The organism is Halovenus amylolytica (assembly GCA_004015825.1).
GTDB lineage: Archaea > Halobacteriota > Halobacteria > Halobacteriales > Haloarculaceae > Halovenus > Halovenus amylolytica.
In genome coordinates, this window is the sequence record SAYS01000007.1 from 87,994 (window position 1) to 111,168 (window position 23,175).

The window sequence follows — 23,175 nt, forward strand, 5'->3', positions numbered from 1 at the left end:
GTTATTCCTCCGCGTGCACGAGTGCGCTGTCGAGATCCGCAATGATGTCGTCGACGTCCTCGATCCCGACCGAGAGCCGGATCAGATCCGGGGTGACGCCAGAGGCGCGCTGTTCTTTTTCACTCAACTGTGCGTGAGTCGTACTCGCTGGATGGATGATGAGCGTTTTGGCATCGCCGATGTTCGCGAGGAACTGGGCGAGGTCGGTCTCCTCGCAGAGCGTTTTCGCAGCTTCGTAGCCGCCAGCGGGACCGAAGGTAACCATCCCGCCGTAGCCGCCGTCGAGATACTCACTCGCGTTGGCGTGTGTCTCGTGGCTCTCAAGCCCGGGGTAGTTCACCCACGCAACGTCGGGGTGACCCTGGAGGTATTCGGCGACCTGGAGTGCGTTTTCGCAGTGGCGCTCCATCCGCACGGCGAGCGTCTCGGCGCCCTGCATCGTCACCCAGGCGTCGAACGGTTTCTGGCCGTCGCCGAGACTCCGTAGCGAGCGCTGGCGTGTGGCCATCGTCACCGGCTGGTCGGGGAAATCCTCGGCGAACGTGACCCCGTCGAAGGCCGGGTTCTCGCCGCCGATCTCCGGGAACCGGTCTGCGTGGTCGGCCCACGGGAACAAGCCGTCCTCGACGAGGACGCCACCGATAGTCGTCCCGGAGCCGTGGATCCACTTCGTCGTCGACTCCCAGACCAGGTCGACGCCGTGTTCCAGCGGGCGGCAGAGATACGGCGTTCCGAACGTATTGTCGACGAAAACTGGGGTATCGTGGTCGTGGGCGACGTCGACGATCGCCTCGATATCAGGTGTGACGAGTGATGGGTTGCCGATCGTCTCGAAGTGGACGTAGGCAGTGTTCTCGTCGATTGCCTCGGCGTAGGAGTCGGGATCGAGGGTGTCGACGAATCTGGTTTCGACCCCGCGTCTGCTCGCCATATTCGAGAAGTAAGAATGAGTGCCGCCGTAGATCGAAGAAGCAGAGACGATGTTGTCCCCAGTGGCAGCGAGGACAGAGGTCGCCGCGTCGAGTGCGGCCATCCCCGAGCCAGTCGCGACCGCGCCCGTCCCGGATTCGAGACTCGCGAGCCGTTCTTCGAGCATCGAGACTGTCGGATTGTCGAACCGCGAGTAGACGTTGCCGTCGGCTTCGAGGGCGTATCTGTCTGCCGCGTTGCCGGCGTCCTCGAACACGTAGGAAGATGTCTGATAGATCGGCGGTGCTCGCGCACCTGTTGCGGGGTCGGGCGCTCCCTGCCCGGCGTGAACACACCGGGTCCCGAAGCCCGTCCGCTCTCCGTTCTCGTTAGTCATGTATGTGACTCATATATCTCTATACATCTATAACCACCAGTTACGGCAAAACTCGCAACGAGTGTTAGCATTTCACAGTTAGCTCTCTCTCCAGATCCGCCATTCGGCGTCGTCGCGTCGGAGCACGACCGCCGAGGTGTTCGTCTGCCCACTGTCGACGACCGTCGTCACAGTGACTTCAACGACAGCCTCCTCGTCGGATTCGCTGACCAGCCGCGTCTCCTCGACGATGATATCGACGGAGTCGAGATACGCGCCCAGCTGTTCGTCGGAAATCCCCTCGGAGAGTCCGCCAGGGCTCTCGGCGTGTTCGAGTTCTCTGACCCGGTCGAGATCAGCCACGTCGAAGGCCAGGAAGTACTGCTCGACGATCGCTTCGGGTTCCTCGGGGATCCCCGCAGTGATCCCGCTATCGGCTGTTTCGACCCAGTTCCAGAGTCGCCAGCCGCCGTCTTCCGTGCGGAGGCGGATCCGGTTCTGTTGATCGACGGCCCTGCCATCCGAGATCGTTCGCAGGGTCGCCTCCACGACGGCGCTCCCGTCGGTCTGTTTGACGAGACTCGCGTCCACGACAGCAGCGCTGACCTCCGAAACTGCGGACTCGTCGAAAGATCGGTCGGCAGCCAGCGGCCCCCCAGCGTGGACGAGCCGTTCCATCCGGTCGACATCGTTCAGATCGACCGCCTCGAAGTACTGGACGACGACGCCGACGGGATCGTCGGGAATCGGGTCCGAGACCTGCCGGTCGATCCTCGCAGTCCCCCAGATCTTCCAGCGGTTGTCCTCGACACGGAGTTCGAGGCCGTTGGTGACAGATTGGTCCCCGAACCGGACAGTCACGTCGACGATTGCCCGCTCACCCTCTCGTTCGACGACAGTCGTCTCCTGGAGTGCCAGATCGAACGTCTGACTGTCGCCGTCTCCAGTCTGTGCGAGTTGCGCCAGTTCGGGGTTCTCCGAGTGGAGAATCGCCTCTCGGGCCGCACGGTCACCGTCAGCGAGTGCCCGAAAGTACTGTTCGACCGCCTGTTCGGGTACGTTCTCCGGTTGTGGGTCACTCCCCGGTGCGCCGAGACAGCCGGCGAGACCGGCCGTGGCGGCTGCTCCGGTCGCTGCAAAGAGAAACGCTCTGCGATCCATTACCTCTCTCGTTGGAGTGAGTGCAGTAAGCTCTGTGGAATTCGAGAACGACGGAGACAGGCACTAGTACCAGCACCGAGAACGCGGCGTATGGACAAACAGCAACTCCGCAAGGAGATCTGGGAAGAGCTGGAAGAAACCGGCGAGGCGCGGTTTCCGTTCCCGCCTCACGGGCGGATTCCGAACTTCGCTGGTGCCAAAGACGCCGCCGAACGACTCACGGAACTCGATACCTGGCAGGACGCCGATGCGATCAAATCGAATCCGGACTCGCCACAGCTCCCGGTCCGTCGTGCAGCCCTCCGGGAGGGGAAAACGCTCTACATGGCAGTGCCACGGCTACGCGACGAGGACTGCTTCCTGAAGCTCGATCCGGCCGAAATCGACGATATCGACCACGCGACGACCATCGGTGGCTCCTCGGAGGTCGGTGTCCAGGTCGGCCCCAAGGAGATGGAACCGATCGATCTGATCGTCTCCGGCAGCGTCGCGGTCGACGAGCAGGGAGCCAGAGTCGGGAAAGGCGAGGGGTACAGCGATCTGGAGTTCGCCATCCTGCGGGAGTTCGGACTCGTCGGAGACGGGACGACGACAGTCTCGACGGTTCACGAGATGCAGGTCGTCGACAGGGAGATTCCGACGGACGCTCACGACGTACCTATCGAACACCTGTGCACGCCCGAGCGAGCGATTGCGACCGAGGTTGCCGGAGCAAAACCGTCTGGGATCGACTGGGGTGCCTTGCCCGCCGAAAAAATCGAGGAGATCCCGATTTTGCAGCGACTACACGCTCAATGACAGTTTTGGTATACTTACAGAGAGCGCGCCAGCATCGACGATCTCTCTTGAGATTCGTGAGATATAACTATAACTATCCCTCCAATGTTAGTGAGATATAATACAATGACATCACAGAGACGACGACAGTTTTTGTTAGCCGGCGCAACAGGGGCAGTTGTCGCGCTGGCAGGCTGTGGCGAGACTGACGGAGGCGGCGAGTCCCCGCACCTAGGGACCGACGACAACGAGAACGGAGAAACAGGGAGTGGAGACGGCGAGACGGAAATGAGCGGTCCACAGGGAGAGGTCGACAGCTATCTCACCGGGGTAGACGCACGAGGGTACGAGGGTGAGATCGTGGACAACACCGGACAGAGCAGCGTCACTGTCGCTGTCGGTGGAGGAGAGGACGGGCTGGCCTTCGAGCCCGCAGCGATCCAGATCGACACCGGTACCACCATCATCTGGGAGTGGACCGGCGAGGGCGGCGGTCACAACGTCATCCCTGCCGATGATAGCGCGTTTACTGAGTTCGGGGAAGAAGAGACCATCCAGGAGCAGGGCCACACAGTCGAGGAGACATTCGATGACGAGGGTGTTGGACTGTACTTCTGCGATCCCCACCGGTCACTGGGTATGCACGGCGCGTTCATCGTCGGCGGAGGAGCTGAGGCCGGCGGAGAAGCAACCGGGAACGAAACTGAAGACGGCCAGATGTCCGAAAATCAGACCGAAGACAGCTAGACGAATTAAGACGAGAGATTAGGATAGTCGCGGGCGGTCATACCACTAGTCTTTGTGTTTGGAAAAGCGTCCTGACGGAGTCCTGCGCGAACAGAGTGAGCGCAGGGCAAGTCAGGACGTGAACGACACAGCGTCCGCTGCGGATGCAGCGGTCGCAAGGAATGAACGTCCTGACGGAGATTTGAACTCGTGAAGACGGTCGGCCTCGCTTTGCTCGGCCGCTGCGACTTCCCTGCTCAAATCTCCGGTGTCTACAAGTCCTGACGGAGTCCTGCGCGAACAGAGTGAGCGCAGGGCACGTCAGGACGTGAACGACGCAGCGTCCGCTGCGGATGCAGCGGTCGCAAGGAATGAACGTCCTGACGGAGATTTGAACTGGCCAAGATGGTCCGGGCATGCGGCGCGTCGCGCCGTTCCGGGCTGCAACTTGTCTGCTCAAATCTCCGCGTGTCCGCTTTCCCAAACACGGACGACTCGCTACGCTCGTCGTCGTTGTGTTTGGAAAAGCGTCCTGACGGAGATTTGAACTCCGGTCCCTGGCTCCGCAAGCCAAGAGGATAGTCCACTACCCTATCAGGACTCAACCATCTGTAGCAGGGAACCACTCATAGGGGTTACGATTCACCGACCAGCATCGAGAGACAGATCTGTCGGATCGAAATCAAGAGACACTGGCGCGACACAACAACGAAATAACCAGCATTCTTTTAATCCACCGAGTCTGAGAGTAGGATATGTCTGAGCGGGCCGGCTCAACCACTGAAAACAAACTGTCGGAGCTATCCGACGTCTCCAATATTCTGTTACTGACGCCGTCGCTCGGCGGTCAGGGAGCCGATGTCTGTCTGGACGTGATCTCTCGGACGAAGCCCAGCGAAACGAATGTCCTGACGATTACGTACACCGACACCCCACAGGAGTGGGTGGACAGCTGGATCGATTACGTCGGCGTCTCACCGCTCCGGGGCGGAATCGTCGGAATCGGACAGGCGGATGCAGGAGTCGACGACCCCTCCTGGGCGGTCAAAACTGTCGAGAACCCCTCCGATCTCACCGGTGTCGGAATCGAACTGAGCGAGTTGCTCTCCGGGATGGCGACCGCCGCCGCCGACGACGAACACATCGCCGTCTGCTTCGACGGGATCACCTCCCTGCTGCAGTACGCCGACCTCCAGCGTGCGTTCCGATTTCTCCACGTCGTCACCGGCCGGATCAAAACCGTCGGCGGAGTCGGACACTTCCACCTCGATCCGGAGGCACACGACCGACAGACCATCGCGACACTGAAAGGGCTGTTCGACGCCGTCATCGAGGTCGACGAAGACGGAAGCTGGACGATACAGAAATAATCCCGCAGCAGCAGATCCGGACGTTTATATCCCAGAGGCCGCCCATCCAGACACAGTAATGAACTACACAGTCCCGGACGAACAGTCAACGACAACGCTTAAGCAGCAACCAGCCGTGTTGTTCGCACAGTAATGGGCGCGATCGAGGACATCTACGACGATCTCGAGGCGGACGTGTCGGAAGAACGGTTCCGCGAAGCCGTCCAGCAGAAAGTCGAGCAGATGGAGGGGCTCGCAGACGAGGAAACGGCGGCGATGATCATCGCTCACGAGATCGCCGACAACGAAGTGGAGACGATCTCCGATATCGAACCGGCGATGGACGAGGTGAAATTCCTCGCGAAAGTGCTCTCCGTCGGGGAGCTGCGAACCTTCGAACGCGACGGCGAGGACGAAGACGGCCGGGTAATCAACGTCGAAGTAGCCGACGAGACCGAGACCGTCCGGCTGGCATTCTGGGACCAGCAAGCAGCAGCGATCGACGACGGCGGCCTCAGCCAGGGCGACGTCCTGCGCATCAAGGGCCGGCCAAAGGACGGCTACAACGGCCTGGAGGTCAGCGTCGACGAGGCCGAACCCGACGACGAAGTCGAGATCGATATCGATCTGGGTGACGACTCCGCTATCGACGCACTCACGCTCGGCCAGTCGGACGTCACCGTTCGCGGGCTCGTCCTCGGCACCGAGGAACTCCGGACCTTCGACCGCGACGACGGCTCAGAAGGGAAAGTCGCCAATCTCACAATCGGCGACGAGACGGGACGGATCCGCGTGACACTCTGGGACGACAGGGCAGCACGTGCCGAAGAACTCGACGCCGGGACTGCAGTCGAAGTCGTGGACGGCTACGTCCGCGAGCGCGACGGCTCGCTGGAACTACACGTCGGTGACCGGGGCGCAGTCGACGAAATCGACGAGAACGTCGCCTTCGAGCCCGACGCGACACCCATCGACGCGGCCGAACTCGACACGACGATCGATATCGCCGGCGTCGTCCGATCGACGGACCCGAAACGGACCTTCGACCGCGACGACGGCTCCGAGGGGCAGGTCCGGAACGTCCGGATTCAGGACGACACCGGCGACATCCGTGTCGCGCTGTGGGGCGAGAAGGCAGATCTCGACGTCGGCCCGGGTGACGAAGTGTTCGCCGCCGACGTCGAGATCCAGGACGGCTGGCAGGACGACCTCGAAGCCTCGGCGGGCTGGGGATCGACCGTCGTCGTGCTGGAAGATGCGACGATCGACGCCGGTTCACCACCAGCCGAAACGGGAGCCGATCCGGAGCCCGCAGATGCCGTCTCCGACGGTGGCGACAGCGCAGGGCTGGATGCCTTCGCCGACGGCGACGGGCCGGAGACGACAGAGAGAGCATCCGACAGCGGCGGCCAGACCACGGCAACCGAGTTTACCGGGACAGTGGTCCAGACGGGCGATCCGGTCGTCCTCGACAACGGAACCGAGACGATGAAAGTCGAGACGAATAGCCATCTCCAGCTCGGCGAAGAGGTGACAGCACGGGGTACAGTGGACGGTGAGCGCCTCGATGCGGACGAGATTCTGTAACGGCCGCCTCTGAACGGTCGACGGCCCTGTTCGGAACGTTTAAGAGGGGAACAGCCCCGATGTGGCGTATGAGTGTCGAGCTACCAGTCGCACCGGTCGACGACGTCATCCGTCGGAACGCGGACGGATTGCGTGTGAGTGCGGGGGCCGCAGAGGAACTAGCACGCCGTATCCAGCAGCGGGGGGCGAGCCGTGCCGAGACAGCAGCCGAGCGGGCTGACGGTCGAGGTCGAAAGACGCTGATGGTCGGCGATTTCGGTAGTGACACCGTCCCGGACAAGGATACACTTGACTTGCCGATCGCGCCAGTCGACCGCGTCGCACGGCTCGATATCGACAGCCGATACCGGGTGTCGATGGATGCGCGGATCGTACTGACCGCACAGTTGGAGGCGTACGCGGAGAAGATCGCGGCCGCGGCTGCCTTCCTCGCGCGACACGCCGGCAGGCGAACTATCAAGGCCGAGGACGTCGAAGCATACTTTGAACTCAAGCAGTACTTTGAATGAAATTCGGATACAGCGACACGTGTCTCGATCACGAGACCGGCGATCGCCATCCGGAGAGTCCGGACCGACTGCGGGCGATCAAGCGCGGCCTCGCTGACAGACACGGTGTCGAGTACGTCGAGACGGAGCCAGTCGACCGCGAGCGGGTACTCTCGGTCCACGAGGAGGAGTACGTGGACTCGCTGAAAACGTTCTGTGACGCGGGTGGGGGCAACTGGGACGCCGATACGGTCGTCAGTGACGGGACCTGGGAGGCCGCGCTGACGAGTGCCGGGCTCGCGAAACAGGCGGCCGTAAACGCCCTCGACGGGGACGACGGCCGACAGACACCGTTCTCGCTGGGCCGGCCACCCGGCCACCACGCGGTCGAAGACGACGCGATGGGGTTTTGCTTTTTCAACAACGCAGCCGTCGCCGCACAGGCTGTCATCGACAGCGGTGACGCCCAGCGAGTCGCGATCTTCGACTGGGATGTCCATCACGGCAACGGGACACAGGACATCTTCTACGACCAGGAGAACGTGTTCTACGCATCGATCCACGAGGAAGGGCTCTACCCGGGGTCGGGCGAAATTGCCGAGACCGGCTCTGGAGATGCCGAGGGGACGACGATGAACATCCCCTTCGAACCGGGGACGACGACGGCGGCGTATCTCGCAGCCATCGACGAGGTACTCGGTCCCGCAATCGAGGCGTTCGATCCGGATCTGTTCCTCATCAGCGCCGGCTTCGACGCCCACGAACACGATCCGATCTCCCGGATGCGGGTCTCGACGGAAGGCTATGGCTGTCTGACCAAAGGCGTTCGAGAGATCGCAGACGACGCCGACAGCGCGCTCGGATTCATCCTCGAAGGCGGCTACGGGCTAGATACGCTCTCGGAGAGCATCAGGGAAGTTCACGAAGTGTTCGATGGCTACGAGCCGATGGTGCCGGACGAAGAGGTAAGCGACAGCGCCCGTGATATCCTCGACGCCGTGAAATCACAGGAAGAGTTCGACGGGCTGTCGGCCGACTCATACTGATCGTTGCGACTCTGTCCCACCGGGAGATGACAGCTCCCGAGCAGACGGCCGATAGCCGTCGACGCCATGCTCGAACGAGAGAGCGGTTAGACGGCGAGACACACCAATATTTGTTGAATCGCGAAAATAATCGCTATCAGACGTAGTACGACTCTAGAAGAGGAGATCGGTCAGCCAGAAGGTGAGATATGCCTCGATTAGTGCCGCACCGAGTAACACCAACCACGCACAGGCGAGCAACAGGCCGGCCTGGCGCCACTCGTCCGTGGTCAGCGTCCGAGGACGCGCCCCCACGAGGCGACCGAGCGTACAGACGACCAGCCGGAAACTGATCGCAGCCGCGAGTACGAAGGCAGCGAGCATCGGGACATTGTGGGGAACGATGGCAACAGCCAGCAGCCCAGTGCCGTACTGCCCTGCCGACCCTGCGAGGAAGTAACCAGCGACGATCCCCTGTGCCACGAGTCCGACCGCGGTCAGAATGCCGAGAGTGAGTGCACCGACGACGAGTAGCGAGAACAGCTCCATATTGTCGCCTAGCAGCGTCGTCACGGAGAACTGCCGTGGGAGCAGTTGCGAGGCGAGCGGGGATGCGGGGACATCACTGACCCCGCGACCACGCTGCCAGAACAGAACGCCGGCAGACATCGACCCGAACAGAAGCAGCGTCGAACCGAAGACGTACGATCTGTGGGCGAGCCACGCTGCCCGGAGATCGCCCTGGAGGGCCGCAAGCAGGTGACTGGCGGATGGCCATTCGCCTCTCATACGTCACGTGGGAATCGCCGCCGCAACGCAGAAACGCGAGACACAGTCAGGAAAACAGTGGTTACGCGTACCGTTCGAGTTCCGGATCGTCGAGGTCGTCGAGGACGTCCGCGGCGGTCTCGTCGAGCAGACTCTGTCCCGCACCCGTGATCTTCCGTCCGCGTCCCTCCGCAGTCTCGACGTAGCCCGCTGCTTCGAGTTGCTGGAGCGCGGTCCGGATCACGTTGCCGGAGCCGTCGGCGCTCTTTCGTGGTCGGACCTGGTAGCGGTTCGAGCCCTGTTTGCCGCCGCCGTACTCGGTTTTGAGCGCGCCGACACCGACCGGCCCGTCGACGGAGACTTTCCGCAGCAGACTCGCCGTTCGGCGCAGCCAGAAGTCCTCCTGTTCGGGCGGGAGTTCGCGGTCGGCACCGGATTTCGTGAACTCGATCCAGTCGGGTGCCTCGATCTCGTCTTCCGATTCGAGCTCGGCCATCACTGCCTCGATGAGTGCATCAGCCGGCACGTCGTACACTGTTGTCATTGGCAAATCCTTCCTCTTGTCGCCATTTAACCCTTGTGAACGGCGGAAGCGAGTGCGAATCCTTCGCACGAACGGTCATAGTGATTGTTGCGGTTAGTTTCGCGTTCAGGTCACGTAGGCAGTAGGTTCGGGACCTGAAACATCCGGATTGTGACAGGCCAGCGGTAAAGACTCGCAACAACCACTATCAGGTGTAGGGAAGCCGGATGATCGCTCGGTTACCCGAGTCGTCTTCCCGCCGTTTCAGCTCCAGTTCGCCACCCACAGTGTCGGCGACCCAGTTTGCGAGCCAGAGCCCGATCCCGAGTGAGTGGACCAGGGGAGTCTCTTTCCCCTCGTTTATCGCCTGGCAGTCGCTGTCGGGGATCGGGGGACACTCGTCGTCGACGATCGTCAACACCTCCGACCCCTGTCGCTCGGTGCTGATCCGAACCACGGGGTTTTCCGTCGGATTGTGTTCGATCGCGTTCTCGACGAGTTCGCTGAGCGCGATTCGATACGATTTCGGCGTATTGGCGATCAGCTCCTCGGGCAGATCGAGTTTGATCTTCGCATCGGGATTGTTCCGGCGGCACTGGACTGCGAGATGCTCGATCAGTTCCGTAATGTCGGTCTGGTTGTTCTCCGACGGATTGAATCCGACTTCCGTCTGTGCCGTCCGTGCTTTCTCGCTTAGCTCCATCAGTTCGTCGGCGGCGCTCTCGATTTTCCCTGCTGCCGCCCGATACTGCTCGTCGTCGGCACCTTTCAGCACCGAGGCGTGACCGAAGATCAGGTTGAGACGGTTGCGCATATTGTGTCGGAGGACACGGCTCAACACGTCCAGCTTCTGCTCGCGGTGTCGCCGGCCCCGAACGTCCCGGGCCACGCCAGTGAGCCCGTTGTACTCCCCATCCGCCATCGGCAACAGGCTGAACCTGACCTCGACTGGTTTCTGCTGTCCGAATTTGGTCGTGATCGTCGTCAGCAACGAGCCAGACTCCGCATCCGTTTCGAGTATCGACCGGATCTGACGGTTGAACCGCTGGAACTCCGCCTCTTCGAAGACGAGTGTCGGCTCTGCGCCGATGAGTTCCGCCCGGTCGTACCCCGTGAGTTCGACGAAGGCACTGTTTATCAACTCAAAATAGCCGTTCGAGTCGAGCATGTACAGCCCGTCTTCGGCCTCTTCGACCAGATACTCGTAGTTGGTCGTGTTGGCGTCGCCCGGCCCGACATCGACTGACGTGTTCTCTTCGCTCATCCCAGCCTCGACAGTGGATTCGAGTAGTACGTACTTAATTACGGCGGGTCCAGTCGGTCTGTTGTCACTACAGGAATAACAGCTTATCCGGCGACTTTTCCCACACGGTTGTGTATCGCGGGTATGGACGAACGCGACGCACTGGCACGACTGGCGACACTCCTTCCCGAGGCCGGGGACGACGCGGCCGTCGTAGACGGACTGGTCGTGACGACCGACATGCTCCACCAGTCGACCGACTTTCCGGACGGGACGACGCGGTACACGGCCGGCTGGCGTGCTGTCGGCGCCTCGCTGTCGGATGTGGCGGCGATGGGTGGCGATGCTGTCGCTGCCGTCGCGGTCTACGGTGCGCCGACCTTCGAGTTCGAGGAAATCGAAGCGTTCGTAACTGGCGCACGGGACGTCTGCGAACAGGTCGGTGGTGCGTACGTCGGCGGCGATCTCGACAGTCACGAGGAGTTTACCGTCGCGTCGACAGCGATCGGTCGGGCCGACGAGCCAGTCTTGCGCTCGGGTGCGACGCCGGGAGATACGGTCTGTGTCACCGGAACGCTCGGCCGATCTGCGGCCGGACTCCACCTGTTCGAGACCGGTGAGACCGACCGCGCAAACGAGCTGTTCCGGTTTCAGCCACGGGTAGCCGCCGGCCGCGTGCTGGCTGGGCGAGCAACGGCGATGATGGATTCGAGCGACGGACTCGCACGCTCACTGCACCAGCTCGCCGACGCGAGCGACTGTGGCTTTGCGATCGAGTCCCCGCTGCCGATCGACAACTCTGTCGACGAAATTGTAGAAAGTGACGACGAACGGCAGGAGCTCGGCGTCTTTTTCGGCGAGGATTTCGAACTCGTCTGTACAGTACCCGAAACGGAGTTACCGACGATCCGTTCCGAACTATCTGTTCCACTCTCCCGGATCGGGACCGTCACCGACTCAGGAGTTACACTCGACGGCGAGACACTTCCAGATCGAGGGTATACACACGGCTAATCAGGCGGCTTCGACGATTTCGATCGGGATCGGTGTGAAACAGAGCGCACCGAGGACCAGTGTGAGGATGCCGAGTGCCATCCGTTTCCGGTCCAGCGGCTCGTCGTCGATCGGGTCCGCCGGCCCAGCGTACGCGAGCCCGACCGAGAACAACCCCCACATCGCCCAGATGCCGACGGAGTCGATGCCGTCAGCGACGAAAAAGAGGTAGCCAGCGAGTCCGAACAGCGCGAGCGGAACAGCGGACGCGATCCGTTCCTGCTGTTTGCCGACCATCGCCCGGAGGATGTGGCCACCGTCGAGCTGTCCGACGGGCAGCATGTTCAGCAGTGTCACGAGCATGCCGACCCAGCCGCCGAAGACGACCGGGTGGACCGGTCCACCGTTGATCTTCGCGGTCGTGCCAGTCGCCCACGCGATGATCTCCAGCAGCGGGAAGTTGTTGAACTCGACGAAGGTTTCCCCGGCCTGTGCCTGGGCGGTGGCTGCCTGCTGTGCCGGCAGGGGATCGAGCTGGAGGCCGATCACCGTGACGACCACCGTCGCGACGAGGCCCGCGAGCGGCCCCGCAGCCCCGATATCGAACAGCGCCTTCCGGCTGGGGATCTGGCCTTTCATCTTGATGACCGCACCCATCGAGCCGATGTAGGTCGGCAACGGGATGAAATAGGGCAGCGAGGCCTGGACGTTGTGGTAGCGACTCATCACGTAGTGGCCGAGTTCGTGCACACCGAGCACGCCGAGAATCGCGACGACGAACGGCCAGGCCTCGATCGCACGCCAGGGCTCGGAGGCGAGCGGAACCTGATACCAGAAGAAGGCACCGGCGAACAGCGTCGAGAGCACCGTGAGCCCGAACAGAATCACGTTCGTCCACGGGATGCCATCGATCTCGATAGACCACGGCTCCGCGACGAGGACGAACTCACCGCGTGAGATGGGGACACCCGCCTCGGTCTGGTAGCCACGCTGGATCGTCAACTCGTAGCCGTGTTCGCGAAACAGCGGCCACAGCTCCCGTTCGAGTTGCTTGCCGGACGTGCGCGGTTCACCGACGTAGAGAACCGTCTCCCCGTCCCGTCGAACTTCGTATGTGTCGAACAGTGACGAGATATCCTCAGAATCCGGTGACGGGGCCCCGTGGCTACCATCCATCGAACACACGTAAGGCTTGGATCTGTATAAAAAGCTCGAACGGGTGTCCTGGCGAGGAGACAGCAGAGAAAAGAGAGGGCGGGTGGTTGCGGGGACGGTACACGACACGCGACGAGTATCAGGTTGCAGACTCGACGCGCCAGGTTGTCGCACTCGTGTACGACCACTTTTCGACCTCGATGTCGGTCGCGGAGTCTTTGAGTTTGACCATCAGCGCGCCGATCTCCTTCGGGGAGAGGCCGACCTCTTCTGCGATGAACTTGCTTTTGAAGTACATCTCACCGTCAGCTGCCTTCTGTTTCAGATAGCTCCGCAGTCGCTCTTCTTTCGATCGGCCGTCGTCGACAGTCTGTGTCGTGCTCATGTTGGGTCCTCCTCACTCATGCGTATGCCTTACAGGGGGATATAAAGGGAGGAAGCTTCGAGTTGCTTTGACTGCATTCAAGATGAACCCACGTAAAACGACTTTTCACGAGCGTACCAAACCTGCTTAGACATTTTATAATACGTTTAGACACTGTAATACGAGAATAAAATCAGATTTTATTTCACCCCAATTATTTTGATATAATCGTCATTCAGCGGGAAAATGCGGATGTTCTTTCCTGTTTTTGAGCCATATAACGACAGCTGTAGCACTGCCAGCGTGGGTAACAACCCTTAAGATGGAATCGGAGTAACGGCGTAGCAATGAAGGTAATCGTCTCTATCGGCGGGAGCGTCCTCGTTCCCACAGTCGACGCCGACCGAGTCGCGGCGTACGCAGATGTCATCGAGGGGCTCGACGACGCCGGCCACACCATCGGCCTCGTCGTCGGCGGTGGTCCGACAGCGCGGGAGTACATCGGGGCAGCCAGAGAGCTAGGCGCAAACGAGATCGAACTCGACCAGCTCGGGATCGCCGTCACGCGGTTGAACGCCCGACTACTGATCGCTGCACTGGACAACCGGGTGGCACCGACGCCGCCAGAAGACCACGACCGGGCCCGCGAAGCCCTCCAGCGCGGGGACATCCCCGTGATGGGCGGCACAGTTGCCGGGCACACGACTGACGCAGTCGCGACCGCACTCGCGGAGTACACGGATGCGGATCTGCTGATCTACGCGACGAGTGTCGACGGCGTCTACAGCGCCGATCCCAGCGAGGATAGCGAGGCGACGAAATTCGACCGCCTCTCGCCGGGAGAACTGGTCGACATCGTCGGGGGAATCGAACTCGAAGCCGGTAGCAACGCGCCGGTCGATCTGCTGGCGACGAAACTGCTCGAACGCTCCGGGCTCCGGGCGGTCGTGCTCGATGGGACGGAGCCGGAACTGGTCGCGGACGCCGTCGACGGCGGCCACGATGGCACCGAAATCGTGCCGGAGGAACGATGAGCCACCCCGATCCCTACGACGTCCTCGACAGTGACCACGCCTTCTGGGCGGACGCTGTCGCAGACGCAGTCGAAACGCGTTCGACGGGCGATCCGATCGTCATCAAAGGGGGCGTCTCGCCGTCGGGCGTGCCACACATCGGCCACGCCAACGAGATCCTGCGGGGCGCCATAGTCGCCGACGTGCTCAGGGAGCGCGGTCACGAGGTACGGCAGCTCTTTACTGCCGACGACCGGGATCGACTGCGTTCCATCCCGCGAAAGCTCGCTGATCTCGACGGCGACCTGGTCGGGCTCGGCGAGGTCGATGCCGGCGCACTCGGCCGGAATCTCGGCAAACCGTACACCGATATCCCCGATCCGTTCGGCTGCTGTGACTCCTACGGCGCACATTTCACCGAACTGCTGCGCCAGGAAGTCGCGAAACTCGGTGTCGACGTGGCGTTTGTCTCCAACACCGAACTGTACGAAGACGGCAGCTTCGAGGAGGTGAGCCGTCACATTCTCGCAAACCGCGAGCAAGCTCGGGAGGTACTATCCGACTACCAGTCAAAAGTCGACGACGACTATGTCCCCTTCTTCGCACGCTGTGAGGAGTGTGGACAGCTCACCGAGACGATCACCGACGTCGACCTCGATGCCGGCACGGTCTCCTACCGCTGTACGGATTCGGAGGCAGGGGACGGGACCATCGACGGCTGTGGCCACGAGGGAACCGCGAGTCTGCGCGACGGCAAACTCCCCTGGCGGTTCGAGTGGCCCGCCCAGTGGAAGGTGTTAGGCGTCGATTTCGAACCCTTCGGCAAGGATCACGCCGAAGGCTCCTGGCCAAGCGGCGTCGATATCGCCGAGAACGTGGTCGACGTCGAGCCACCAGTCGGGATGGTCTACGAGTGGTTCACGCTGGAAGGCGACGCCCTCTCCTCCTCGGAAGGCAATATCGTCACTGTCGGCGAGGTGCTCGAGATCCTCGAACCCGAAGTGTTCCGGTATTTCTTCAGCAAAGCACCGCTCAAACAGCGGGATTTCAGCATCGAGAACGTCGACCAGCTCGTCGACGAGTTCGACGAGTTCGAACGCGTCTACTTCGGTGAAAGCGAGGTCGACGACCACCAGCGGGAACTCGCCGAGCGCGCGTATCCGACCGTCGTCGACGAGATTCGCGAAGAGCGCATCCGCATCCCGTACACCTTCGCTGCCGTGCTCGGCATGACCGACGACCCCGACCAGCGAGAGGAGATCGCCAGACGTGAGGGACATATCCCCGACGATGCGCCGGAGTGGGCTATCGAGCAAGCACTCGCGCGCGTCGAGCGCGCGAGCGAGTGGGCCCGACTGACCGACAACGCCTTTAACTACGAACTCAAGCGGTCGGCAATTCCCGACCACGAGTTCGAGGCGGAAATCGAGCAGGCACTCGACGAACTGGCCGACTTCATCGAAGCAGGCCACGACGGCGACGAGATACAGAGTGAGATATTCGCGATCGCAAAGCGCCACGGGATCGACGTCGGTGACTTCTTCGGCGCGGGCTACCGACTCCTCTTCGACGATTCCGAGGGACCGAAGCTGGGCCCGTTCCTCGCGAAACTCGATACGGCGTTCGTAGTTGGGCGGCTCCGGCGGGAACGGTAGCCAGCCTAGTTCGGATTCGCGGTGAAGACCCGCTCCGGTCGAATCCGGAGCACCACTCGCTCGCTTTCGATTTCCACTGGATAGTCCTTGCCGAAATACCGCTGTGAAAGTTCGTCGATGTGTTCGCGTGCACCCTCGGTCGTCATCTCCTCGACTTCGCCGGTGACGGAGAGATACCGGTAGGGGTCGTCCGGATCGGTCATGCTCGCGGCGATAGCGGGGTTTTTCGAGACGTTTTTGGCCTTACAGCGGTGGCGTTCGGTGTTGACGAGTAGCCGGTCGTCCTCGGGGTCGTAATCGATCCAGACGGGTGTAACGTGGGGCATCCCGTTTGGAAACATCGTCACGACGTGGGCGTACGTTTCCTTCTCGAAGAGGTCGTGGAACTCGGCAGGAATCTCTGGCACACTGCCACTATCGCCCGCCAGCATCCTAATGCTGTGGGTCAATGAGATCAAAACGGGTGACCCACCAAGACCAAAACCTCTTTACTGGACCTCCCTACGGTACTGCTAATGGCTGGCCTGTTGACGTGGGTCCTCGTCGGTATCGTCCTCTACACCGCAGTTGCGATGGGGCTGAAAGCCCGTGGCTACCTGCCGGAGTCGGTGAAGGTTTCGGGACCGCTGACGACAATCCACACGAAACGCGGTAGACAGTTACTCAATAGGCTCGCGAAACGGGAACGCTTCTGGCGTGCCTGGGGGAACGTAGGCGTCGGAATCGCACTGGTCGTGATGGTCATCACCGGCATCGGCGTCCTGATCGCAGTCCCCGCGATCATCGCACAGCCGGAGGCAGGAACGTTCGAGAATCCACAGAACGTCCTCGTCATCCCGGGCGTCAACGACTTTCTCCCGCTGTCGGCCGCCCCAGAGATTATTTTCGGCTTGCTGGTCGGACTCGTCGTCCACGAAGGCGGCCACGGCCTGCTCTGTCGGGTCGAGGATATCGAGATCGAGTCGATGGGGGTCGCAACCTTCGCGCTCATCCCGATCGGTGCCTTCGTCGAACCCGACGCCGACGACCAGCGAGCGGCCGACCGCGGCGCACAGACCCGGATGTTCGCCGCCGGGATCACGAACAACCTCGCAGTCTGCGTGATTGCAGCCCTCCTGTTGATACCGATCGCCGGCTCAATCGCTGTCGTCGGCGGTGCGCCGGTCGGCGATACAGTCCCGGGATCGGGAGCCGCCGAGGCAGGGCTCGGAAACGGTGACGTCGTCACCGAAATCGACGGAACCCCGATCGAGAACGCCTCGGCGCTCGATACGGCACTCGAAGCAAACGCAGACGAGGAACTCACCGTCGAACGGAAAGACGGTGACGCCGTCCAGGTCGACAGACGGCTACTCGTTCTCGGCAACGCCGACGGATTCGGTGACGATATCGTCGGGACCGACCCACTCACGCGGGTCAGGGCGGTCAACGAGACCACGGTAAACACGGAGCGTGCGTTCGCGGCGGCTGTCGAAGACCGGTCGGTCAACACACTCGTCACCACGCGCGGGAATCAGAGTTTGCCGATCGGTGCCTACATCGCCGAACTGCCAGCAGAGAGCGCTCTCGCAGAACCCGCAGACGGTGCGCCGAGTGACGGGACGCCGATCGTGGTGACCCGACTCGACGACCGACGAATTACGAACGCCTCCAGCTACGAGTCGGTCCGCGACGACCTCACGGCCGGTACGACTGTCCCGGTCGAACTGTACGTCGAGGGCGAACAGCGAACGTTCAACGCGACTGTCGGCGCGGACGGTGATCTGGGTGTGCCGGACACAGTGCTCGCAGACGGCTACAGCGGGTTCGTGTTCGACGATTTCGGTGTCGATCCGTACCCGGCCGATCAGTTCCTCTCGTGGCTCTCCGGGGAGAACGCGGCACAGTTCCCGGCGATCACCTCGGTACTCGCCTTCACGGCGAATCTGCTCGTGTTGCCGTTTGCGACGCTGATGGATCCGACATCCTTTAGCTACAACTTCGCAGGCTTTACCGGCGACGTGACGAGCTTTTTCGTCGTCGAGGGACCTCTCTCGATGTTCGGACCCGGGGTTTTCCTCGCAGCGAATCTCCTCTTCTGGAGCTGGTGGATCAACTTCAATCTCGCGCTGTTCAACTGTATCCCGGCGTTCCCGCTCGACGGCGGACACATCCTTCGGACGAGCACCGAATCGATCATCTCCCGGCTACCGATCCCGCGCCGGAGAACCGTGGTGACACTCATTACAGGCGGCATAACGCTCGGGATGGTGTTCGCGGTGATGGTGCTGGTCTTCGGACCGGTCCTGTTGTAGCTCCGGAAGGGACAAAATGGCGCAGGCGCCGAGATCTGCGCCAACACTTTTGTTCGGGCTCTCAAAACGTGGAGGCGCGAGTCACCGACAGGAAGGAGTGGAGCGGGCAACTTAGATGTCTGTCACTCTCCACCGTACAACTCCTCTATCGCCGCTTTGGCACCCGCTCTCGTTTTCAAATATCGCCGACCACCATCCGGCGTTCGTACTGCGAAGTCGTAAATACTGCTATCGGGTCGATACCACCGACTTTCGTGACGCTGGAGTGGGTCTTCCGAGATTGTTCCCCCGTCAACTGTCCCGGAGGCGGCATTCGAAGATGAACCGTGCTCACCGTCTGCCGTTTGCTGGCGTTCCGGTGTTTCGACGAGAATATCACTATCGACGGGGAAATCCGTCATCAGACCAGTTTCGTTGTCAGAAGCCCGAGCTGCTCTTCGTGTTTGCTCCATGAGGACTTGCTGCGTATTAATTACGACCGCCCCTTCCTGCGGACGCTTTTGATCATAGCTGCCATCGGAGTTCATCGTCCAGCGTTTCCTGTTATCCGCAAGGATCACATCGAGGTTAAATTTCAGCTGTCGACGAATTCGTGGATCCTCGACCGGCGTGACAGCTTCGACCCGTTTGTCGAGGTTCCGGGTCATCCAGTCGGCACTGCCGATATAGTACTCGGGGCCGCCGCCGTCGCTACAATGGTCGATCTCTTCAGATTCAGCGGCCCGTGCACCGTTTTCGAAGTAATAGATCCGGGAGTGTTCGAGGAATCGGCCGACGATCGAGTGAACAGAGATGTTCTCGCTGATCTCTTCGAGACCGGGACGGAGCCGACAGATATCCCGGACGATGAGATCGATTTCGACACCGGCTATCGCTGCCCGGTACAGCTCTTCGACGATTGCCGAGTCTTCGAGGCCATTGATTTTTATCACGATCCGTGCTGGCCTGCCAGCCTGTGCGTGCTGGGCTTCACGGCGGATGTATCGGGTAAACTCCCGTCGCATCGTTACCGGCGCGACCAGCAGTTTCCGGAACTGTTTGTCCAGTCCCGGTCCAGTAAATGAGTTAAACAGCGTCACGAGATCCTGGCCGATATCGTGATCAGCCGTCAACAGCCCCAGATCGACGTATCCTTTGGCTGTCTCGGAGTGGTAGTTGCCAGTGCCGACGTGCGAGTAGAGGTTGACACCGTCGTCCTCCTCTCGAACGACCAGTGCAGTTTTGGTGTGCGTTTTGAGCCCGATCGTTCCGTAGGCGACGTGGATGCCGTTTTCTTCCAGTCGTCGGACCCATTCGAGATTGTTCTGCTCGTCGAAGCGGGCTTTCAGTTCGACCATGACCGCGACCTGTTTGCCGTTTTCGGCGGCTTCGATCAGCGACTGGATGACCTGTGAATCACTGGCGGTTCTGTAGATAGCTGCTTTGACTGCGAGGACATCGGGGTCGTTTGCCGCTTCAGTGAGAAATCGCTGGACAGTCACGTCGAAATCGTGGTAGGGATGGTGCAACAGGACATCGTCCTCGTTGATATCTCTGAAAATACTCCGACCCTCGTCAGTTTCATCCTCATCCTCAAACGGAGAGTGACGGTGGCGTTTGAGGCGAGGGTGGGGCTGTGGTGTCCACTGGTCGAGTTTGAGTTCCGGTCGGTCGAGGTCGGTGAGGATTGCGAAATCGCGGTAGTCGATCGGGCCGTCGAGGTCGTATATCTCACGCTCGGCAAGATCGAGTTGTTCCTGCAGAGTATCACGGATCTGGGGGTCTGCATCCGATGCAATCTCCATCCGGACGACGCTTGCGAAGCGACGCTGTTCGAGGACATCCTCGATAATATCGATGAGATCCTCCGCGACCTCTTCGTTACGGCGGACCTCGGCGTTACGTGTCAGCCTGAACAGGGCCGTGTCGATAATATCGACGTTTGGCAGGAGGAGATCGAGGTTCTCTCGGATCACATCCTCGACCAGAACATACCGCGAATCGTCGTTCACCTCGATCAGTCGCGGCCTGTTGGGTGGGATCTTGATTCTGGTAAATGTCGGGTCTTCTACACTCGGTTGCCGGGTAAGAACCGCAAGCGAGAGCGACCGGTTCGAAATAAACGGAAACGGATGAGCAGGATCGAACGAAAGCGGTGTCAGCGTAGGTTTGATCGATGTTTCGAAGTAGTCGCGCATCCGTGACCGGTTCCCCTCGGATAGCTGGTCGTACGAAACGATTTCGATACCCTGTTCGGCCAGTGCCGGCCGAAGGATCTCGGCATAACACTGCGCCTGCGTCTGGAGCATTGGTTCGAGCTGCTCGTGGACCGCTTCCCACTGTTCACGTGGACGATGGCCATCCACGGTCTGTTCCGTGACGCCAGCCTCGATCTGTTGTTTGAGGCCACCGATACGCTTCATAACAAACTCGTCCAGGTTTCGCGTAACGATCACAAGAAAACGGATCCGTTCGAGCAATGGGTTCCGATCATCGAGGGCTTCGTGCATCACTCGGCGCTGGAACGCAAGTTCGCTTAGTTCACGGTTCAGGTACAGACCGGAGTCGGTCACGTCGACATCTGCTGGCTCGTAGGGTGGGATATCGAGTGGATCCTCGAAAGTCATATTATGGGTCCAGTGTTGCTGGCTCAACGATGCTATCAGACGACCGTGAGACGTAGGTCTCCGGCGGATCGACAGCAATGAGTTCGTCTGCCCGATAGTCGTACGCAGTCAGTTGCCCGCCGTACACACAGCCAGTATCGAGTCCGACTGCATGCTCGCTCACGAAGGGTTCAGAAAGGACAGTATGTCCGAAAAACACCCGTGGAGACTCCGGACGTGCCTCGAACCAGAAGGGACGCTCGTAGCTCCCATCGGGAACGAGCGACCGATTGTTCAGTAGTTCGGTAAGTGTGTGTTCATCGAACGGTTTGCGATGATCGATGCCGCCGTGGACGACCGCGACATCGTCCCAGGAGATGATCAGGGGCAACGATTCGAGATACGCAAGGTCGTCGTCAGTCAGGGTCTCTATCGATTTTCGACCATCGATGAGTTTCTGTTCGTTGTTGCCCCGAACAGAACGAAAATTCGGATGCGCTCGCACAAGATCGAGGACCCCCTTGCTGTCGGGTCCCTTCCGGACGAGGTCACCGACGAAGACGACGAGATCGTTGGGGGCCGGATCGAGTCTCGCAAGTAACTGTTCCAGAACCTCCCGACAGCCGTGGACATCGCCGACGACGTATATATCATCCCACTCTGCAGAATCGATGTGTTCATGAGATGGATCGATAGCACTGTTTAATGTAAGATTAGTTGTCATATTAAAGCAAATTTTTCACTACCAGTCAGTACCCGAAAGTTTAGGAGTTACGTTTAACTAAATTTATAATAGTACTATATATCAATACAAATATTCTGATACTGGTGGCTATAAGAAATTAAAACAATTTCGACCCCCATGAGGGTCGAATATTTTCAGGAATTTATAGCTACCAGTATGAGCAACTGATCCGCTAGTCCAAACAGCTACCGATCCGTAGCGTGATTCAATGGCAGTTAGTTCATCCTGATACTGTCGGCTGTAAGAAACTGAAGAATTGCGCCACCCCGGGGTGGCGCATATCTTTACGAATTTACAGCCGGCAGTATGACTCGTGATAGTTACGCAAATTCTGGTGTCTCAACACGGCTTGCGACGAGTGACCGGAAGAACCGCGAAAGTTCGTAGACGACTTCCATCGAATCGACGTATTCGTACCGATCCAAATCGTCACATAGACAAATTCCATCACGTCTATATCTCTCGATACAGCCTTCGAGACGGGTCTGAATTGTTTTTATCTGGTCTGTCGAGAGGTTGTCTTCAGCGTCAATCCCGGTTACATCAGTTATAAATGGCCGGTAATAGTCGAGATCCAACTGCCATTCACCGTCGCTCTGCGTGACACCCAGAATATCCGGTGGCTCTCGGCCACGCAAATGAGAGTTCGCAGAAAGTTCGATTATCATACGTATATAGCATCATACAGGCATACATATATATATTGATTTCTAACAGAGACAGTTATATAAAATATCACCAAGAGAGGCATATTGCTGTGAGATTGTAACGGTGCAGACTGACCCGGTGTCACGAACACCAAAGAATTCGTGAATGAGAGCTATCACGGATCTTTCATAGTGATTGTTGCGAGTCTTTACCGTGCTAGCAAGGTAAATTCTGTGTTACACGCCGTGACACGTCGATATCCGTGACTCGGTCACGAAAATAACCGCAACAATCACTATCAGTGTGTACGGCGGCGTCGAGAAGTCGCCGATGTATCCGTACAACTCTCACGTTCGAGACGTGTTTATATTTCTATGGCGACAATGACCCGCAGTGACCGACTACGTCTATATCCTCGAGTGTGCCGACGGCTCGCTGTATACCGGGTACACCACCGACGTCGGCCGCCGGGTGGCCGAACACAACGCAGGGACCGGCGCCAGCTACACCGCCGGTCGACGGCCGGTCGAACTCCGCTACGTCGAGTATCACCCCTCGCGGGGCGCGGCACTGAGCCGCGAACACGAGATCAAATCGCTCCGGAGAGACCGGAAAGAACAGCTGGTTCCGGACGACGACGACCGCGTTTGCGTGGTTTTCGATCCCTGATAGTGATTATTGCGGTTATTTTCGTGACCGAGTCACAGATCTCGATGTGTCACGGCGTGTCATTCACAGTTTACGGTGCCAGAGCGGTAAAGACTCGCAATAATCACTATGACCGGGGATCG

22 protein-coding genes and 1 tRNA gene are annotated in these 23,175 nt (G+C 60.1%); 11 read left to right on the plus strand and 12 right to left on the minus strand.

Features of this window, described 5'->3' with window-relative positions; genetic code table 11:
• Position 1: 1 nt before the first annotated feature.
• Both EOW68_RS07490 and EOW68_RS07495 read right to left on the minus strand, forming a co-directional pair.
• Entirely contained in the window at positions 2–1,306 is a 1,305-nt protein-coding gene (locus EOW68_RS07490) for an O-acetylhomoserine aminocarboxypropyltransferase/cysteine synthase family protein (protein WP_128224539.1), read from the minus strand.
• A gap of 78 nt (positions 1,307–1,384) precedes the next feature.
• Positions 1,385–2,446, minus strand: a complete 1,062-nt coding sequence (locus tag EOW68_RS07495) for a nuclear transport factor 2 family protein (protein ID WP_128224540.1) — start codon at positions 2,444–2,446, stop codon at positions 1,385–1,387.
• Between the two features lie 90 nt (positions 2,447–2,536).
• Between EOW68_RS07495 and EOW68_RS07500 the strand changes: the two genes are divergently transcribed.
• Positions 2,537–3,244 (plus strand): 5-formyltetrahydrofolate cyclo-ligase, encoded by a 708-nt coding sequence (locus EOW68_RS07500; RefSeq protein WP_128224541.1) that lies wholly within the window; start codon positions 2,537–2,539, stop codon positions 3,242–3,244.
• 105 nt (positions 3,245–3,349) lie between these two features.
• A complete protein-coding gene (locus tag EOW68_RS07505; protein ID WP_128224542.1) occupies positions 3,350–3,970 on the plus strand; it encodes a halocyanin domain-containing protein in 621 nt (206 codons plus the stop codon).
• A 507-nt stretch (positions 3,971–4,477) separates the two neighbouring features.
• On the opposite strand, the gene EOW68_RS07510 is transcribed toward EOW68_RS07505, so the two are convergent.
• A tRNA-Arg gene (locus tag EOW68_RS07510) sits at positions 4,478–4,550 on the minus strand.
• Between the two features lie 154 nt (positions 4,551–4,704).
• On the opposite strand from EOW68_RS07510, the gene EOW68_RS07515 reads away from it, so the two are divergent.
• The 4 genes from EOW68_RS07515 (at position 4,705) to EOW68_RS07530 (ending at position 8,419) form a co-directional block, all read left to right on the plus strand.
• On the plus strand, positions 4,705–5,319 hold the full coding sequence (locus EOW68_RS07515; protein WP_128224543.1) for a DUF7504 family protein: 615 nt from the start codon (positions 4,705–4,707) through the stop codon (positions 5,317–5,319).
• Positions 5,320–5,451: 132 nt separating this feature from the next.
• Complete coding sequence (locus EOW68_RS07520) at positions 5,452–6,885, plus strand: single-stranded DNA binding protein (protein ID WP_128224544.1); 1,434 nt, start codon at positions 5,452–5,454, stop codon at positions 6,883–6,885.
• A gap of 68 nt (positions 6,886–6,953) precedes the next feature.
• Positions 6,954–7,394 (plus strand): histone, encoded by a 441-nt coding sequence (locus EOW68_RS07525; protein ID WP_128224545.1) that lies wholly within the window; start codon positions 6,954–6,956, stop codon positions 7,392–7,394.
• Positions 7,391–8,419, plus strand: a complete 1,029-nt coding sequence (locus EOW68_RS07530) for a histone deacetylase family protein (protein ID WP_128224546.1) — start codon at positions 7,391–7,393, stop codon at positions 8,417–8,419. Before EOW68_RS07525 ends, EOW68_RS07530 begins: the two co-directional genes overlap by 4 nt.
• A gap of 153 nt (positions 8,420–8,572) precedes the next feature.
• Here EOW68_RS07530 and EOW68_RS07535 read toward each other — a convergent pair whose 3' ends face one another.
• The 3 genes from EOW68_RS07535 to EOW68_RS07545 all read right to left on the minus strand — a co-directional run bounded on the left by EOW68_RS07535 (position 8,573) and on the right by EOW68_RS07545 (position 10,953).
• On the minus strand, positions 8,573–9,187 hold the full coding sequence (locus EOW68_RS07535; protein WP_128224547.1) for a stage II sporulation protein M: 615 nt from the start codon (positions 9,185–9,187) through the stop codon (positions 8,573–8,575).
• Positions 9,188–9,248: 61 nt separating this feature from the next.
• Positions 9,249–9,710 (minus strand): 30S ribosomal protein S19e, encoded by a 462-nt coding sequence (locus EOW68_RS07540; RefSeq protein WP_128224548.1) that lies wholly within the window; start codon positions 9,708–9,710, stop codon positions 9,249–9,251.
• A 187-nt stretch (positions 9,711–9,897) separates the two neighbouring features.
• The gene (locus EOW68_RS07545) at positions 9,898–10,953 is read right to left on the minus strand and encodes a PAS domain-containing sensor histidine kinase (protein WP_128224549.1); all 1,056 of its coding nucleotides are present in this window, start codon (positions 10,951–10,953) and stop codon (positions 9,898–9,900) included.
• 123 nt (positions 10,954–11,076) lie between these two features.
• Here EOW68_RS07545 and thiL point away from each other — a divergent pair, with 123 nt between their 5' ends.
• Positions 11,077–11,946: a thiamine-phosphate kinase gene (gene thiL / locus EOW68_RS07550; RefSeq protein ID WP_128224550.1), complete on the plus strand. Its 870-nt coding sequence runs from the start codon at positions 11,077–11,079 to the stop codon at positions 11,944–11,946.
• On the opposite strand, the gene EOW68_RS07555 is transcribed toward thiL, so the two are convergent.
• Together EOW68_RS07555 and EOW68_RS07560 are read right to left on the minus strand one after the other, a co-directional pair.
• On the minus strand, positions 11,947–13,101 hold the full coding sequence (locus EOW68_RS07555) for a site-2 protease family protein (protein ID WP_128224551.1): 1,155 nt from the start codon (positions 13,099–13,101) through the stop codon (positions 11,947–11,949).
• Between the two features lie 118 nt (positions 13,102–13,219).
• A complete protein-coding gene (locus tag EOW68_RS07560) occupies positions 13,220–13,465 on the minus strand; it encodes a DUF7123 family protein (RefSeq protein WP_128224552.1) in 246 nt (81 codons plus the stop codon).
• Positions 13,466–13,791: 326 nt separating this feature from the next.
• On the opposite strand from EOW68_RS07560, the gene pyrH reads away from it, so the two are divergent.
• Positions 13,792–14,478 carry a UMP kinase gene (gene pyrH / locus EOW68_RS07565; protein WP_128224553.1) on the plus strand — a complete coding sequence of 229 codons (687 nt, stop codon included), beginning with the start codon at positions 13,792–13,794 and terminating at the stop codon, positions 14,476–14,478.
• Entirely contained in the window at positions 14,475–16,112 is a 1,638-nt protein-coding gene (gene lysS / locus EOW68_RS07570) for a lysine--tRNA ligase (protein WP_128224554.1), read from the plus strand. Before pyrH ends, lysS begins: the two co-directional genes overlap by 4 nt.
• Before the next feature lie 5 nt (positions 16,113–16,117).
• Here the strand turns inward: lysS and EOW68_RS07575 are convergent, their stop codons facing one another.
• Positions 16,118–16,543, minus strand: a complete 426-nt coding sequence (locus EOW68_RS07575) for a pyridoxamine 5'-phosphate oxidase family protein (RefSeq protein WP_431358803.1) — start codon at positions 16,541–16,543, stop codon at positions 16,118–16,120.
• Between the two features lie 84 nt (positions 16,544–16,627).
• Here EOW68_RS07575 and EOW68_RS07580 point away from each other — a divergent pair, with 84 nt between their 5' ends.
• Complete coding sequence (locus tag EOW68_RS07580) at positions 16,628–18,406, plus strand: site-2 protease family protein (protein ID WP_128224556.1); 1,779 nt, start codon at positions 16,628–16,630, stop codon at positions 18,404–18,406.
• A 122-nt stretch (positions 18,407–18,528) separates the two neighbouring features.
• On the opposite strand, the gene ppk1 is transcribed toward EOW68_RS07580, so the two are convergent.
• From ppk1 to EOW68_RS07595, 3 genes are all read right to left on the minus strand, one after another.
• On the minus strand, positions 18,529–21,012 hold the full coding sequence (ppk1, locus tag EOW68_RS07585) for a polyphosphate kinase 1 (RefSeq protein ID WP_128224557.1): 2,484 nt from the start codon (positions 21,010–21,012) through the stop codon (positions 18,529–18,531).
• Position 21,013: 1 nt separating this feature from the next.
• Entirely contained in the window at positions 21,014–21,715 is a 702-nt protein-coding gene (locus EOW68_RS07590) for a metallophosphoesterase family protein (RefSeq protein ID WP_128224558.1), read from the minus strand.
• 341 nt (positions 21,716–22,056) lie between these two features.
• A complete protein-coding gene (locus EOW68_RS07595; protein WP_128224559.1) occupies positions 22,057–22,404 on the minus strand; it encodes a hypothetical protein in 348 nt (115 codons plus the stop codon).
• Between the two features lie 373 nt (positions 22,405–22,777).
• Here EOW68_RS07595 and EOW68_RS07600 point away from each other — a divergent pair, with 373 nt between their 5' ends.
• A complete protein-coding gene (locus EOW68_RS07600; RefSeq protein WP_128224560.1) occupies positions 22,778–23,053 on the plus strand; it encodes a GIY-YIG nuclease family protein in 276 nt (91 codons plus the stop codon).
• Positions 23,054–23,175 lie beyond the last annotated feature (122 nt).